This window comes from Mesorhizobium sp. LNHC229A00 (assembly GCF_000502415.1).
Classification (GTDB): Bacteria; Pseudomonadota; Alphaproteobacteria; order Rhizobiales; family Rhizobiaceae; genus Mesorhizobium.
This window is the reverse complement of record NZ_AYWQ01000040.1, coordinates 1-14939: the sequence shown is the minus strand read 5'-3', so window position 1 is coordinate 14939 and position 14939 is coordinate 1. Positions and strand designations below refer to the sequence as shown.

Below are 14939 nucleotides of genomic sequence, written 5' to 3'. Positions count from 1 at the left end.
GGACGACAACATCCCAACTATGGCGCAATGCGACGCCGGGAGCAGGAGCCATCCACACCATCAATCGAAAACGCCTTCTCGAACCTCAAGGCGCTTCAAAGCAGATCGAACAATCAGCGCCCTGTGGGATGCCGTCGGCTCGATCGTCGAGCTGTTCTCTCCGGCCGAGTGCCAAAACTACTTCAAGGCAGCAGGATGTGATCCGGATTAAGCAGGATTTGCTCCAGCACTCCGATCTTCAGTGTGCTGCATCGACCCTCTGCCGCGCGCCGCGCGGATTGGTGCCCGTCAAACAAAAAAGCCGCCTCGATCAGATCGAGACGGCCAATGATTTATGTTGCGGGGACCGGATTCTATCCCGCGGCGTAGGTTTGGCCTTCTGCAAGGCCTATCAAGCAGCGCGGCCGCGCGCGACCCATAGCACCAGCGGCTTCACCGTCGATCCGGTGCACGATACCTAAGAAACGGTCTCCGGCTTTAGTGACCTGCTGACGGGCTACCTGCCCTTAGTCGTCTGCTGAATCCACATTCTGCCAAAAACCTTATCCCGCAAAACGTAATGGTGAACGAGCGCCGCGATGGCGTGCCCTGCCGCCAAGATCACGATCGCCCATCCGAGATAGTTGTGAAGCTCTTCGAAAGTGTGGGCGAGGTCTCGATTCTGCGCCATCAAGGCAGGAATCATGAACAGTTCGAAGAACGTAAACTCCTCTCCCTGAGCCCACCGCAACACGAAGCCCAGCACGCTCTCAGCGGCAAGCAATACGTAGAGGACGATGTACATCAGCTGGGAGAGCGTTCCCGAAAGTCCGACCTCTGGCGTCAATTGCCGGCCTCCTGTCAGCCGCCAGACGATCCGGACTAGAATTAGGACGGCGAACAGGATCCCCAGTGAGACATGAGTGCCCTCCAAGAGGGGGCGCCAAGTTCGGTCATGCGGCGTGATGTAGTTCCATACCAGCGAACTACCGAACAACAGGACAACGAAAACCACCGTCAGCCAATGAAACCAGAGTGTCGGCCGGTCGTAGTATTCCACCTCGATCGTCCGAGTTTCGACGCCGGACTCGCTCCTCATGGTTTGGCCAGTGACTGCGCCATCTTCAGGTGCTTTTCAAGTGTCGGCAAGGTCTTCTTGGCGAGCTTAGCGACCTTGCTGCTGCCGGTCTTCGCCTCATCTTGGAACTCGGCGATATCCTTCTGGTGGTCTGAGACCATGTAGGTGGCAAACTCCTGATCGAAAGCCGTCCCCGAAAGTCCGTTCAGCTTCGTCATCTCGGCAGTTGCTTCTTCGGTGAGATCGTCGGTGTCAGCAATACCCAGTTTCTTGCCGACAGCCAGTGCCTGCTTCTTGGCCTTGCCATGGTCTTTTACGAGCGTTTGGCCGAACGCCTTGACGCCTTTGCTGTCGCCTTTTTGCGTGGCAACGGTGCCAAGAGCGACTTCGGAATTGTCGCCTTTGATGGCGTCGGTCAGAAAATCTGAATCGCTTTTGGCGAGTGCCTGGCTGCTGGCAATGATGCCGGCTGCGAATGCTACGGCAGCGAAGATGCGATGTGTGGCCATGACAGAGCCTTTCGGAGAGCTAGGAGCCGACCCGAACGGATGCTCACGATCCTTGTTCCATCAACCGCCAAAAAAACCGCCCAAGGGGCTCGTGCGGGTTTTTTGTGTTTGGGTTGGTGGCCGGTGCCGCCATTGTCACCAAGAACGGCCGATGGCAGACGGGGATGTGTCTCCCTCTGACGTCGCTCCTCACTCCTGACCGTCACGACACGCCCTGTCCCAGTTCAGGAGGGTCCCCAGATTTCTTTTCATCGATCTGCAGCACCGGTTGCATGTCTCCGCCCGGCCCGGGCGGAATTGGCATGAACGGTGGTGAGCGAACCCGGATGGCCGGTGTTGATCGCCTGGAGGAACGCGAAGGTTTCAGCGCCGCGCAATTCGCCCAGGAGCAGACGGTCGGGTCGCATGCGAATTGAAGTCTCGAGCAGCTGTTGCGCGGAACCTTGGCAAGGCCCTGGTCGCCCTTCGAGGCTATCAGGGTGACGTTGTTGGGAGCCGGCAGCCTCAGTTCGCGGGTGTCTTCGATGGTGATGATCCGTTCATGAGCCGGGATCTCCTTCAAGAGTGCATTCAAGAACGTCGTCTTGCCGGTCGACGTACCGCCAGAAACGACGATTGAGACTCGGTTGTGTACCGCATACTGCAGGAACTCCATCGGCGAAGTGTCGTGCAGCATTTCGACAAGTCGCTTTTCTTCNGGCCGGTGTTGATCGCCTGGAGAAACGCGAAGGTTTCAGCGCCGCGTAACTCGCCCAACAGCAGACGGTCGGGCCGCATGCGAAGCGAGGCTTCGAGCAGCTGTTGCGCTGAAACTTTGGCAAGGCCCTGGTCGCCCTTCGAGGCTATCAGGGTGACGTTGTTGGGAGCCGGCAGCCTCAGTTCGCGGGTGTCTTCGATGGTAATGATCCGTTCGCGTTGCGCTCCCCGCGCCAGAGCTGCCTCGCGCTGTGCGTCACTCACCCCATGGCGCTTCGCCCCGGCAATGCGATCCGCAGCGAGGTGCAGGCGCTGTTTGGCCTCGATCATCTGCCGAGTGGTGAAGCGATCGTCGCCGCGTCCTTGCCAAGTTAGATCACTTGGGCCCCGCACTGATGCCGGCTCTGAACTAACGCTTGCGTGCGCGTTTGACAGCAGCCTCTGCCACGGCCGGGGCCTCCTGAATGCTTGCCGCGCCGCCGAAATCCGCGTTCTTGGTGCGGCCAGCTCCTGGGCCCGCACCTAGATCAGCGCCTGTGGTCGGATCGGAAGCTGGATCCGAAAGAGTACGGTCGGCCATCTGGGCGACCACCTTCATGTCTTTGGCGGCCAGCTTCACAGTTGCCAGACCGTCTCCGCCATCGACGGGCATCACCTCCTCAAGGTCATCGATCCGATCCCACTCTCCGCCGGAATTCCATGGGCCAGTGACATCGCCGTCGCCCTGAGAGGTGTTAACGTACATGCTGGCGTACTTCTCTACCCCCGGGAGCTTGCCTGACGGGAAGTTGTTTTCGATGGCGTAAAGAGCTTTTTCAAACGACTTCTGGTGGGCAATCTCGCGCGTCATCAGGAAGCCGAGCGCGTCCTTGATGCCGGGGTCGTCGGTGATGTTGATGAGGCGTTCGTAAACGATCTTAGCGCGAGCTTCGGCGGCGATATTCGATCGCAAATCCACCGTAGGTTCGCCGCGCGAGTCGACATAGGCCGCAGTCCAGGGAACGCCGGCCGAATCGCACAGCGCGGGAGCCCCGCCGAACAGAATTGATTCCTTGGCTGTCGTCCCGCTGGCGCCGATCATCAGGTAAAGGTCCGCTTCCTTCATTTGGCCCTCGGCAAGTTGTGCCTTGAGCCCCTTGTTCAGCATGGTGACAATTGATCCCACCACTTCGAGATGGCTGAGTTCTTCAGTTGCGATGTCGAGCAACATGTCGCGACGGCCAAGGTCGTCCTCGCCAAGTCCTTGCGTGAAATAGCGCATCGCGGCGGCAAGCTCACCATCGGCGCCGCCGAACTGTTCCATGATCATGCAGGCCAGGCGGGGATTCGGCTCCGAGACGCGAACGGTGTATTGCAGGCGCTTGTTGTGCATGAACATGGACATTTCTCCGGGAAGTTAGTTTGCCCAAACATCCACCTGCGAGGATTGTTCCGAATTGCGTGGCGGCGCGCCCAATACGGGACCCATGGTGTACGGGGTGAAGTCTGTCTGGACGCACCTCGCAGCAAGATGCGCATGGGGTGTGCATACAGCGCAAGGGAACCGACATGAGCCCGGTGGCAGCACCCTCCTCGGTTTGTTGCAGCAGGCGGGCATCGGTCGGACTTTTGTCTCTGTAGGCCTGCGACTGATGCGGAATGCCTCTGCGATCAGCGGCCCTTGAGAAGGTCGAACACTACCTGGTTGGTGCTTGGGCCCTGGGAAATGCCCGGGCGCTTACCGAGATCCGGCTGGCCTTGATCCTCGTGCCTTGCAATCCGGATGAATGCCTGTTCGATCCCAACATCCCGTTCCCTCTGTCTTCGGCCGCGACGAGTGCTGCCGCGGAATCCGGATCCTCGGACCATTCCAAAGCATCTGGGGTCATTACAAATTCCATGACACGAAGCCCACGGCTATCCGTCCAGACGGTGCGAGTTGTCGTGGCTACCTCCCCTACCACCTCGAGTTATCGGTCCCAGCGCCGGCGAGCCGATTCCAGAGACCGCGCTGGACAACTTGATCCAGTTTTTCAGGGGAGCGGCATCCGACACCCAGGGCTGGTCCTCGGGTTGTTTATCGCATCGGAAATTGCACGCGCCCATGGCGGCAGCCTAGTGGTGGACTCCACGACCAAGGAGACCCGCTTTTCCTTTCTCATGACGCTGGAAAGCGTCGCGGCTCGTCACGGAACTTTCCTGCTGGCCGACGGTTAAGAAGGCCTGCCATGTGAATCGGATATCACCATGGATACAGCGGCCACGATGCCTGCCATAGCTGACGATGAACTGCTCTTCCGTCCCAATATCTCATTGAACGGCTCCATCAATGCCGACGCCTTACCCTTCTTCCTGGAGCGCCTCGGTGAAGTCCGCCAGCAAGGCACCCACTTGGTCCTGGAACTTAACACGCAGGGCGGAGACGCTGACATCGGTCGGCGTATTGCGCTGGAGATCCGCTTGTTCGGTCGCCATTCAGGCAAACAGGCCTACTGCGTCGGCAAGAGCTACGTCTATTCGGCTGGGGTGACGATCCTAGCGGCGTTTCCCCGAGCGAACCGTTACCTGACGGAGGACGCCGTACTTCTCGTCCATGAACGACAAATCGAGCACCAGATTCAGCTGAACGAACCAATTAAAGCCGCTCTTCAGAAGGTGCGCGCGCAGCTTAGCTTGCTGGAAACCGCACGCGATCTTGAGTTGGAGGGTTTTCGTGAACTGGTCCAGGAAAGCAGGATTTCCGTTGAGGAGCTTTATGATCGCGCCTCTACAAACTACTACCTCAGCGCCGCAGAAGCGTTGAAAGTTGGGATCGTCGCGCGCATACTGAGATAGCCCAGAGTTTATCCAGGCTAGCTCAATCTCCCGAAGCCTGCCGCGCTGGTGAATTCGCAGACCGCCACCGCCGGATGAATGCGGTGGGCGCTGGCGGATCACTGCCGCAAGCAGTTGCGGATCGCACGCGCACTTGCCCCGACAAATCCTCTTTCCGTCCTGCCGGAATCTTTCATGGATATGTCGAGACTGATACGGTGTTCCATTGCTGTCGTCCATTCATCAGCCGGCCAGATGTTCGAACATCGCCGCCACATCTGTGGGTACCGCTTCCGCGATAACTTCATGTGGCTTCGGATGCGATCGAGTTGGCAGTTGCCGACAGATCCTTCGCGCCCTACCTCTTTTTCCCAAGCCGGGCGGAAGGCCTGGCTTCGAGGGCGTGCTTCTAGCGCGTTGGCGTTGGGAGGGTTCCTTCTGATTTCATGCAATCCCTTGCTCGCGACGGAGTGAAGGTTGATCGCTCAATTCACCACAGCGGGTGACGGACTTGCCTACGATATTTGCATTATCGGAGGTGGCACTGTCGGACTGGCCATTGCCTCGGCTCTCGAAAACGCGAAGCTTCGAATCTGTGTTCTGGAAGCGGGCGGAAAGTGGCAGACCAAGGGCTCGCAGGAGCTCTACGACGGCATCGTCGCAGATCCTCTCGTCCATGCGTCGCTCCAGAGTTTCCGTATACGCGCTCTGGGGGGGTCGAGCCGGGCCTGGGGTGGCCGCTGCGTGCCGTTCGATAGCATTGATTTCCAGAAGCGCGAATGGGTGAACCAATCGGGCTGGCCAATCACTTATGAAACCCTGCTACCCTATTATCGTCGGGCGCACGAGGTGCTCGAGGCTGGGCCATTCGACTACGACCCAACAAGTGCGTTACCGGGTTCTCCACCTGAACTCGTCCAGGGTGTCGACGGCGATTTGTTTAGAACCCGCTTGGAACGGTTTAGCCCACCAACGAACATGTGGAAGCGGTTTGCCAAGTTGCTGCGGTGCTCACAGCACATCCACGTCTGGTTAAACGCGGCGGCGACGGGAATTCGCCTGGTGCCAAACGGGCGCTCAGTCCGCCACATTGACGTTGTTGACCGGAAGGGCACAAAGCGCGAGGTCACAGCGTGCCATTACATATTGGCCGCCGGAGGCTTCGAGACAACCCGGTTGCTACTCGCCTCGAATGACGTGATGCAGGCTGGCATAGGCAACGCCCGAGATCAGCTTGGCCGTTACTATATGGCCCATCTCGGAGGCACTGTCGGAGCTCTAAAGTTGCCGAACGCCCTTCAGGCAGTTGCTTTTGGGTACGAGCGGGACGCGTCCGGAATCTATTGCCGAAGGCGGCTGGCGCTCACGGACGCAGCGCAGCGGGAGCATGGGTTGCTAAACCAGATCTTTCGCACCCATCTACCCGATCCTGCCGATCCCAGCCATAACGACCCGATCCTGTCGGCGATGTATCTCGCAAAAAGGGCATTTCTCCCAAAAAACGTCAGAGGTCAGCAGCAACGTTCAGTGACACTGAAGCAAACGTTCGCGCATTTTCACAACGTCGTTTCTTCGCCGTTGCGCCTCGGGCGCTTCGGTGCGGGCTGGATGGCGAACAGAACATTCGCACGGCGAAAGCTGCCATCCGTGGTGTTGGTGCCGCGCTCCAATTTGGTCCACCTTGAGTTCCATTCGGAGCAGGAGCCGAACCACGCAAGTAGGTTGACGTTAACGACCGAACGCGATCGGTTGGGTATGCCGAAGCTGCGCGTCGATTGGAAATTCACGGACGACGACCTGCAGAGCATTGCCCGCACCTATCGGCTGCTGGGTTGCAAGTTGGAGAAGATCGGAGCCACCATTTCTGGATTTGAGCCGGACAAAGTGGTGGAAATGGCAAGAAGATCAGGAGCCATGAATGGTCATCATCTCGGCACAACGAGAATGTCTGCCGGCCCGAACGACGGTGTTGTCGACGCTGAATGCCGAGTGCATGGGCTGACGAACCTGCATATCGCAGGTGGCTCGGTCCTGGCCACATCCAGCCAGGCCAATCCCACCCTGACGATCCTGGCCCTTGGGCTGCGACTCGCCGAGAAGCTTCGCCAGTGACGCCCATGCGGACAGAAGCTGAATGACTGCCGCCTCCTTTCGATCTCGCAACAGGAAAGCCGGGGTTAATCTGAGTGAGTGGCCAAGTCGGCCAATGCTTCCAGATGCGAAATCCCATTGCGGCATGGTCCGCTTATTCCCTGACCCGGCGGGTCTGAGATCGAGGGCTTACACGCTGCTGCGCAACTCCGTGACTCACATTAAAGGATCGCCGCAGGTTAAGACCAGGGATAGCACGCCAACAGCGTAAGGCAAGCAGGCCAACAGGCATTTCAGAAGCTGAAGCTCGCGAGCTGATCAGTTTTTTGGGCAGCGGTAATTGGTCATCACTCATTAGCGAAGCGCGCGGGCGGAAGCCAAAACTCTGAAGCTAATTTCAAACTGACCCACTACCGACACGCAACTTGCCTGGACCCCGACGCAGAACGTCTGGTATCACCTCGCTGCCGATACAGAATCACTCTGGCACAGCTCTCGCATGGGTATCGTCCGGGTTCATCAATGTTGATCGTGCCAGACTTCGCCGGCTTCGCTGATCTCAACGGCAGCTCGGACGCCGGGGTTGCTGTGCCGACGGCGACGTTCCCGAGGAGCTAACCGGCGATCGCCAACCCCAGGCCAACGCCAACGCGTGGCAAAATCGAGGGCGAAGGCGCGGAGGCGTGGAGAGATCGTCAGATCGAACCGGCGAATCTGTGATCCCACGGCTGGAACATTCTTCGCCGGGTGAAGTTTGCCACTCGCCTTGGTTTCTCCCGTGGTCCTCCCAAGGCAAGGAAGCTGCTGCACAGCTTCCACAGCCCGCCTCGGACGGGGGCAAAACTGTCTGGGGCGGGCTTCGTTCCAGCCTGCGCATAGTAACGACTTATGCAATACCGCCCACGTTCTCCCAAGCCAGGCGCGGCAATGGTGGGAAGAACTCCCTTCAGCGAAGTCGAAATCGAGGGCGTCGGCACCTGTCGCTTGCCGAACCAATGGCAAGGTCGGCGGCTGAAGCGCGTCTGCGAGGCGACGACCGTCATACTGCGGCCCTGGCGATCGGTTGCGGGATGACGGTGCACCAGTTCAACAAAGTTGCCCGCGGACAAGCAGGCCGAGGTTCACCGCGCCTATCTGGCATTGATGTGCGCTGGCGGATCCGACCCGGCCGAGGCTCGCGTCACTCCCGCGGTCATCTGTCGACTGAGCAGAACACGAGGTCGGCCGCTGGTTACTGCACCACAAGGCGTCATTGCCGCAGGGCACTTCAGGGCCTTGGGGCCTTGTATGGCCAAACAGGAGGGGCTTTCCCAGGCGATGGCGCACCCAACGCATGGCGTTGGCGAAGGCCCGTGAAGGCGAAGCAGGGGCATAAATGCCGCGTAGCTAACAAGCGCCGTCCGCTGGCGCCGTCCTAGCGCTCACCATTGTCCTAAGATATCGCTCGAAAATCGTCAGTTTCTGTTCGTAGCCAATCCGCACTGTTTCTCCACAGCCATCGCATCTGAAACCAGCGATCGTTTTCACCCATGAGCCCATTCTTGTAAAGGGATGTGAACAGGCAGGGCACTGCAACTCGATAAATACGTCGCGCAACTCATTGGACAGAGGCACGCGCATGTTCTCCTTTGGCGGTAAGCCCACTTCAACAAGACGGACGACGGAAGGTTCCTCTGCGCACAAGGATCAGACCTCAGTCCCAAGATGTTTAAGCTCTCAACGCGCTGGCACCGGCTACAGGCGGGCGCCAGGACGTACGGCACGGGTTGGAAACGCGTGCTGGCGGGCCCTGTTCCCGGTAAGACGTGATGCTCGGCGCCGGCGGTTTAGCGATCAGCTTATTGACGGCCGACACAATGGCTGCGGCAATGGCTTCGGCCTGATCCATAAGCCCCGGCCCATAGAGACCATTGACCATCTCTTCGCTCCTCCCTTTTGGAAACTGGCCGGCTGCCGAAAAGTGACCGGCCTTTTTGTACATTAGCGGAACCCGGTATTTTGAGGCTTGTTAACTCTCAGCAGCGAGCGTGTGGACACCGCTGCTGGTCGAGGACCCAATCCTTGGCCGGGCCTGCATCGCCCCGCCAGTCGGTGCGGGCCCACTCGCTGGCGTCCGCGGGGATTCTGAAGCTGCGTTAACTTGGCGGTGGCTAGAGAGACCAAAGACGTCGTCAAGCTTAGGCGACACGCCTCTTATACGAGCCGCGAGCCATCGGCTTATCAGCTTCCTTCGCTTCGATCAGCGCAGCGATATCGCCGATGTCCCACAGCTTGCCAGTCACGCCAGCTGCCATGGCTGGTGTCATCCGCAACGTCGCATGGATGCGAACAAAATTGTAGTACATGAAAGTGGAGGGCAACCGCGTTGGCGTGCGCCTCGACCTTTTTGGAAAAGCCGTTGATCAGACAGTGAACCGCGCATGTGCCCACTACCTGCGTGTCGCGTAAAGTCGCCGTTGTATCGTTCGTACGAAAGGTGGGATTGCCGCTCCGAGGTAGAAAAACCACAATGTCGAGCCGATACCCCACTGGCCGCAAATGCCCCTGCCGTTGCACCGACCGTCGTAAACCTGACCCAAGCCTCGACGCAGAACGGTCCAACTCCGAAGCGAAGTCGTTAGCCCCCCGCTCCCGGTTGCTCGCAGTAAACCTGATCGTCAGAACCGCCGAAAAGCGCCGAAGAACTGCCGAACTTGAATTTTCGGAGGCATTGCCGCAGCTCGCGACCTTGCCCGCTCGGACGCGCGCAGGAGGTCGGCACAGCCTGACCCTCGCCCGCGCTAGCTAAGCGGCCTGCGACAGGTCGCACCTCGCCATGCCGTAACGCCATAGGTGGTTGGTCTCCGCGACCCGACTTTGGTAGAACAGAGTGAGTTGCTGACCGTTGATCATGACCGTCGAGTGGCCGTTCTCCCCGTTCTCGCCGGGATCCAGGACCGGCCCAGCCGTTACGTAAGGTCCGTTCACCTCGTTGGCGATGGCGAAGAACACTCGCTGGCGGTTGCCGCGGTGACCCTCAGGGAGGAAGCACGTCGCATTGAGCAGCACGCGGCCGTCCGGCAACTCGACTAATTGGGCGCCTTCGATACCCCATTCATAGTCAGGATGCTCCCGCCCATTGTGATGGGGAACATCGGCATGGTCCAGAATCTTGCCGACACGTTTCCAGGGGCCGAACCAGGAATTGGATTGGCTGCGTGCCAGATAGACGTCCGGTTGAGGCACCCTGCTGAACTTGGGCATCCCGGAATAGACCAGGTAGCGCTGCCCGCCGATGATTGCCGGGTGCGGGTCGTAGATGCCGTCCTCGCCGGTGTCGGGTATTGCTTTGATCGCCGGGGCCAACACAACCCAGTGGAAGCCGTCGTTGGACACCGCATGCTCGCACCGTCCGCCGGACTTCATGAATTCGGTCTGAATGAACATGTGGAAAACGCCGCTCTCGTGAATGACGCCCGGGGCGGCAACACCTGACCCGCTGATACGCAGATCAACCACCGGATGCTCGGTCCAGGGACCATAGAGATCAGGAGCGGTGGCGTGCAGGATGGCCCACGTCTCGGTAGCTACGGCACCGCTGGAGCCGAATATGTGCCACTGCGTCCCGTCGAACACCGGACAAGGATCCTTCAGGTCGTCCACGCTCTGCGGCTGAAACAACGGGAAGACATTGCTGTCGAAATTGAACTTCACTTCCATGTCTTTCGTGTGAGTGCCCTTGTCCAGCTCGTCACCTTGCTCGCGCGAATCAGCCCACCATAACTGCCAGCGCTAGTTTTGTTTGAAGCCGCAGAAAACCGCCGTGCGCGGTAAGCGTCGCGTGCCGGCAAAGCCGATGTCGAATTGACGACGCCGCCATCCCGAGCCATCGAGCTTGGATCAACTTACCCAATGCTAGTTAACCGGAAACAGGCAAACCCCAACTCAAAGTCCGCCCTATAACATATGTTAGGCGCCGAAAAGTTCAAGATTTCTAAGAAACGTCGGTGTGGAATTCGTCGGAGGCGCCTGCTGTCTTCGACGAAGGCGGCGGCGATGCCTGGCGGTGATTGCGGCGGGGGGGTGACGCGCACCTCGCTGCGCGGTGGGTGTGTTCGAGCCAGCACGAAGAAGGCCGCGAGACGCGCCGTCGGGAACGTCCAATCAGGCAGAGCCGTGTTCGGGCAGATCGGCCTCCTCCGCCACCTCTTTTCGTAGCTCTCGGCGGGAGCGTTCCGCTTTATCCGAACTATTCTCGTCGTTTGTCCGCTCGAGTTCGCGATCGATTGTCTCGCGTGACCCCTCTGCCGGATCCTGTTGCGGAGATGTGTGCGGGCCGGTTTCGATCTTGCCGTCGCCGGGAACCGAGCGGTCGCGAGACTTCGACATCTTCAGCTTCCCTTTCGTCTGTCATCTGCCTCGGCGTTCCGATGGCATGAATTTCCGATGGCATGAATTCGGTCGCTTCCCTGCCGAACCGGATCGCCGACGCTTTGTTCCGTTTTGGCCGGCCCGTGGCGTCAGAGCGATGCCCCCACCGGGTCCGGAACATTCGTGGCAGTTAAAAGTTCGGCCAACACCCTTACCGTGATCGGCCCTTATGCCCCCCACCTCACCCTCGGACGTCGTCATTCGTAAGCTGCAGAGAATCTCTGAGCTCCGGGAGTCCGATCTCGCGGTCCTGAGAGCCCTCGCGATCGAGGAGAAGGAATTCCAGGCGAATCATGACGTGGTCCGCGAGGGCGACCGGCCTTCACATTCGTTCGTCCTCGTCGACGGCCTGATCGGCTCCACCAAATTTACCGGCGAGGGTAAGCGGCAGATCACATCCTTCTTCGTAACCGGGGATATTCCGGATCTGCACGGGCTCCATCTTTCCGTGATGGACTGCACCTTCTCGACGCTCACGCCATCGCGGGTCGGCTTCATTCGGCACGACGCGCTGCGTGCCATCTGCGAACAACATCCTAACATCGCGACTGCGTTCTGGCGGTCGACGCTGATCGATGCGGCGATCTACAGAGAATGGGTAACCAATGTCGGAAGGCGCGAGGCCTTTACGCGGATGGCTCACGTGCTGTGCGAGCTGATCTGCCGGCTGCGTGCGGTCGGACGCATCCAGGACCACGTCGCGGATATTCCAATCACGCAAGCAGCCCTTGGCGACGCTTTGGGCCTGTCCACTGTCCACGTGAACAGAACGCTGCAGGAACTGCGCCGCAAGGGCCTGATCGCCACATCGGGCGCCAGGGTGCAAGCCCTGAACTGGCCAGATCTCGTCCGCGCAGCGGATTTCGATGCGACCTACCTGCACCAGAGGAACCCCGAAGCCGGGCAGTGACGGAAGCTATCCCGATGGGAAGATATTTTTTTGACAGTGGTGATCTCGAGGACGAGGTGGGTATCGAATGCACAGGGCTTGAAGAGGCGCGCCGGGCCGGCCTAGAAGGCTTGAAAGACCTGGCGAGGCACGCACTGAGGGACGTCAATGGACAGCAATTGTTCCTCGAAATCAGAAATGAAAGCGGCGACAAACTGCTGAGGCTCAGCATTCGTCTGCACGTGAAGCGATGGGATAGTATCTAGAGCACGTCCTGTTTAATCCGCATCATATCCTGCGGCCTTAAAGAGTTTGTGCATTCGGCTGGCGTGAAGAGGTCGAGAAGCGGACCGACGGCGTCCCACAAAGCCTTGATTGTTCTCTCGGCCTTTGCTCGCAACAACGCCTTGAGCTTGGAGAAGGCGTTGTCGGTGGGATTGAAGTCGGGACTGTAGGGCGGCAGGTAGAGCAGGCTTGCCCCTGCGGCCTCAATCGCGTCGCGCACGCCGGCGGCCTTGTGGGCGGGCAGGTTGATGGGGGTGGACGCCCCCTCACGGCGTCGCTGTGCCAAAGTGGTGTCGTCAAACATCATCGAACGGAGGCGTCCATGTTGGAAGTTAACACAATCGGATTGGATCTGGCGAAGAACGTGTTCCAGGCGCACGGCGCGGATGTATCGGGAGCCGTGCTGTTCAGGAAGAAGCTTCGCCGTGATCAAGTACTTCGGTTTCTTGCTGATCAGCCGGCCTGCACGGTTGCCATGGAAGCGTACGCCGGCAGCCATTATTGGGCGCGGGAGATTGCGAGGCCGGGGCACGGTGGTTCGGCTAATCGCTCCGGGATACGTCAAGCCATTTGTGAAGCGTCAGAAGAACGATGCGGCTGATGCTGAAGAGATCCGTGAAGCTGCACAGCGGCCGACCATGCGGTTCGTAGCAGCGAAGAGCGAAGAGCAGCAGGCGGCGGCCATGGTGTTCCGTTCGCGTTCTGGTAGTTCGGCAGCGGACCCAGAGGATCAATGCGATACGGGGCCATCTTGCGGAGTTTGGACTTGTGGCTGCGCAGGGCCTCTTCCACGTCGCCAAGCTTGTCGCTGCGATTGAGAGTGCGGATTCCACTATACTCGAAGCCGCTCGCCCGATGTTGTCTCTGCTCGTTGAGCAACTGCGGTCACTGGATGAGAGGGTGGCTGTACTCGATCGCGAGATTGCCCGGCGCGCTGCACGCCATAGGTCCGCGCCGCATGGCCGCCTTCTATCACCAGAAGCGCCATCTCCTCTCGACTAGAGACGTGAGACAGGCATTCTTGTGGGTGTTCATTCGGACCCTCCGGTGAGTGCTGAAGCGTTGTAACTCCAGTCTCCTCGGTTTGGTCCGAATGGACAACCTAGTGAAAGCTCACATCTAGACGACCCGCTCACGTTGCCATCCGCTCACAACAACCACTTACTTAAAGTCGGGCGTCCAATGAAATTGGGAGACGGCCGGAAGCGCCGACGCGAAATGCTGGACGTGCCCCCTACATCCACGCAACGCCGACGCTTGGCATTCGAGCCGGAACAAATGTCCGGTTGCACAGTTCGAGCCATGCAGCGGTCGATCCCCGCGCTGCAAGATCGGTAACCCGATCGCCCGCGCCGGCCCCTCCCACGGCGCGGGCTTTCGTATGCATTCACGCTATGGGGTTGCACTTGCTTCGCCGTTATCGTGAGCCGGCTGACCACGCTGTCCGGTGCCGCGGGATATCGGCGACATCGGCAATCGCGCATTCCCGGCAGGCCGGCCAATGCACGGAACAACGCGGCACTATGATAGTTGGGTGGCCTCAGAAAGTGGCAGAGAACGATGGGCAAAAAACCCAAACAGCACAGAGAATCCACGGCGGATCGTGAAAAGGCGATCGAGGCGCTCTACTTCGCGCGCAAGTGCGGCCTCACGAAGGAGGAGGCACTCAAGATCCTCAGGGAAGCCCCGATCAGGATCGATGATGAGAACGAAGAGCGCTCCGGCATCCGGACTTAGAAGCGATTGCCGATCACGCGTTGCAGGTGGCCGTGGCGCATCATCTTCTTCGCCTCGGACCCGCATTTCAATCGATCCGCGCATTCTGCGCCTCGGCCGGCGTCCCTTCGCCTCGGAGCAAGACCGGGTGCTGGTTGCACTTTGGAACTACACAGTTCGCCCGAACGACGAGGTCTGGCACCTCGGCGATACCGCCAAGGGTCCGGCCGAAACCGTATCTTGGCCCGGGCGAGCGTGCACCACTACATGGAGCTTGCTGCGGAGGGCACATTGCTGGTTCACCTGGAACCAGATCGAGAAGAGATCGGTAAACCTGCACGGCCATTCGCACGGTCCGTCCGAAGCCGATGACGCGCCAGCAGGATGTTGGCGTCGGCGCTTGGGGATTTCGCCTCCACGCGCACGCCCTTGATCACTGCGACGGCACCCACATTGAAGTCCCTGCCCTCCATCAAGCCAGCGCACATCTCGA

11 protein-coding genes and 7 pseudogenes are annotated in these 14939 nt (G+C 59.5%); 8 read left to right on the top strand and 10 right to left on the bottom strand.

Going from position 1 to position 14939, the window contains the following annotated elements; genetic code table 11:
• Positions 1 to 63: 63 nt before the first annotated feature.
• Positions 64 to 211, top strand: a pseudogene (locus X742_RS1000000175065) (IS630 family transposase); the annotation flags it as partial.
• Entirely contained in the window at positions 198 to 461 is a 264-nt protein-coding gene (locus X742_RS1000000174530; RefSeq protein ID WP_156939484.1) for a hypothetical protein, read from the top strand. The pseudogene X742_RS1000000175065 and the gene X742_RS1000000174530, both read left to right, overlap by 14 nt.
• Before the next feature lie 35 nt (positions 462 to 496).
• On the opposite strand, the gene X742_RS140865 is transcribed toward X742_RS1000000174530, so the two are convergent.
• The 5 genes and pseudogenes from X742_RS140865 to X742_RS140875 all read right to left on the bottom strand — a co-directional run bounded on the left by X742_RS140865 (position 497) and on the right by X742_RS140875 (position 3640).
• Positions 497 to 1039 (bottom strand): cytochrome b, encoded by a 543-nt coding sequence (locus X742_RS140865; protein WP_245275660.1) that lies wholly within the window; start codon positions 1037 to 1039, stop codon positions 497 to 499.
• Positions 1040 to 1074: 35 nt separating this feature from the next.
• Positions 1075 to 1566, bottom strand: a complete 492-nt coding sequence (locus X742_RS140870) for a DUF4142 domain-containing protein (RefSeq protein WP_023775488.1) — start codon at positions 1564 to 1566, stop codon at positions 1075 to 1077.
• 293 nt (positions 1567 to 1859) lie between these two features.
• A pseudogene (locus tag X742_RS01000000171045) lies at positions 1860 to 2218 on the bottom strand (ATPase, T2SS/T4P/T4SS family); the annotation flags it as partial.
• A gap of 47 nt (positions 2219 to 2265) precedes the next feature.
• A pseudogene (locus tag X742_RS1000000173520) lies at positions 2266 to 2478 on the bottom strand (ATPase, T2SS/T4P/T4SS family); the annotation flags it as partial.
• A 193-nt stretch (positions 2479 to 2671) separates the two neighbouring features.
• A complete protein-coding gene (locus X742_RS140875) occupies positions 2672 to 3640 on the bottom strand; it encodes a manganese catalase family protein (protein WP_023784455.1) in 969 nt (322 codons plus the stop codon).
• Between the two features lie 848 nt (positions 3641 to 4488).
• On the opposite strand from X742_RS140875, the gene X742_RS140885 reads away from it, so the two are divergent.
• Complete coding sequence (locus tag X742_RS140885) at positions 4489 to 5076, top strand: ATP-dependent Clp protease proteolytic subunit (RefSeq protein WP_023775483.1); 588 nt, start codon at positions 4489 to 4491, stop codon at positions 5074 to 5076.
• Between the two features lie 456 nt (positions 5077 to 5532).
• Positions 5533 to 7167, top strand: coding sequence for a GMC family oxidoreductase (locus tag X742_RS140890; RefSeq protein WP_023775482.1), 1635 nt, complete (start codon positions 5533 to 5535; stop codon positions 7165 to 7167).
• Positions 7168 to 9323: 2156 nt separating this feature from the next.
• Here X742_RS140890 and X742_RS1000000174520 read toward each other — a convergent pair.
• The 3 genes and pseudogenes from X742_RS1000000174520 to X742_RS0139135 all read right to left on the bottom strand — a co-directional run.
• Positions 9324 to 9546: pseudogene (locus X742_RS1000000174520) on the bottom strand (IS1 family transposase); the annotation flags it as partial.
• 384 nt (positions 9547 to 9930) lie between these two features.
• The gene (locus X742_RS140895) at positions 9931 to 10845 is read right to left on the bottom strand and encodes a hypothetical protein (RefSeq protein ID WP_023775479.1); all 915 of its coding nucleotides are present in this window, start codon (positions 10843 to 10845) and stop codon (positions 9931 to 9933) included.
• A 444-nt stretch (positions 10846 to 11289) separates the two neighbouring features.
• Positions 11290 to 11514 (bottom strand): hypothetical protein, encoded by a 225-nt coding sequence (locus X742_RS0139135; RefSeq protein ID WP_023784458.1) that lies wholly within the window; start codon positions 11512 to 11514, stop codon positions 11290 to 11292.
• 211 nt (positions 11515 to 11725) lie between these two features.
• On the opposite strand from X742_RS0139135, the gene X742_RS140900 reads away from it, so the two are divergent.
• Both X742_RS140900 and X742_RS140905 read left to right on the top strand, forming a co-directional pair.
• Complete coding sequence (locus tag X742_RS140900; RefSeq protein ID WP_023775478.1) at positions 11726 to 12466, top strand: Crp/Fnr family transcriptional regulator; 741 nt, start codon at positions 11726 to 11728, stop codon at positions 12464 to 12466.
• Complete coding sequence (locus X742_RS140905; protein WP_245275659.1) at positions 12463 to 12711, top strand: hypothetical protein; 249 nt, start codon at positions 12463 to 12465, stop codon at positions 12709 to 12711. The genes X742_RS140900 and X742_RS140905 overlap by 4 nt, the downstream gene beginning before the upstream one ends.
• Positions 12712 to 12723: 12 nt before the next feature.
• Here the strand turns inward: X742_RS140905 and X742_RS01000000171035 are convergent.
• Positions 12724 to 12980 (bottom strand): annotated as a pseudogene (locus tag X742_RS01000000171035) (transposase); the annotation flags it as partial.
• Positions 12981 to 13052: 72 nt separating this feature from the next.
• On the opposite strand from X742_RS01000000171035, the pseudogene X742_RS1000000176300 reads away from it, so the two are divergent.
• A pseudogene (locus tag X742_RS1000000176300) lies at positions 13053 to 13666 on the top strand (IS110 family transposase); the annotation flags it as partial.
• Positions 13667 to 14290: 624 nt separating this feature from the next.
• A complete protein-coding gene (locus tag X742_RS1000000173505) occupies positions 14291 to 14467 on the top strand; it encodes a hypothetical protein (protein ID WP_023775474.1) in 177 nt (58 codons plus the stop codon).
• A 278-nt stretch (positions 14468 to 14745) separates the two neighbouring features.
• Here X742_RS1000000173505 and X742_RS1000000175265 read toward each other — a convergent pair.
• Positions 14746 to 14939 (bottom strand): annotated as a pseudogene (locus X742_RS1000000175265) (hypothetical protein); the annotation flags it as partial.

Coding starts and splice junctions, on each gene's coding strand:
- X742_RS140900 (WP_023775478.1), top strand. CDS start 11,726: ATGCCCCCCACCTCACCCTCGGACGTCGTCATTCGTAAGCTGCAGAGA.
- X742_RS140875 (WP_023784455.1), bottom strand. CDS start 3,640: ATGTTCATGCACAACAAGCGCCTGCAATACACCGTTCGCGTCTCGGAG.
- X742_RS140895 (WP_023775479.1), bottom strand. CDS start 10,845: ATGGAAGTGAAGTTCAATTTCGACAGCAATGTCTTCCCGTTGTTTCAG.
- X742_RS0139135 (WP_023784458.1), bottom strand. CDS start 11,514: ATGTCGAAGTCTCGCGACCGCTCGGTTCCCGGCGACGGCAAGATCGAA.
- X742_RS140870 (WP_023775488.1), bottom strand. CDS start 1,566: ATGGCCACACATCGCATCTTCGCTGCCGTAGCATTCGCAGCCGGCATC.
- X742_RS140885 (WP_023775483.1), top strand. CDS start 4,489: ATGGATACAGCGGCCACGATGCCTGCCATAGCTGACGATGAACTGCTC.
- X742_RS1000000173505 (WP_023775474.1), top strand. CDS start 14,291: ATGGGCAAAAAACCCAAACAGCACAGAGAATCCACGGCGGATCGTGAA.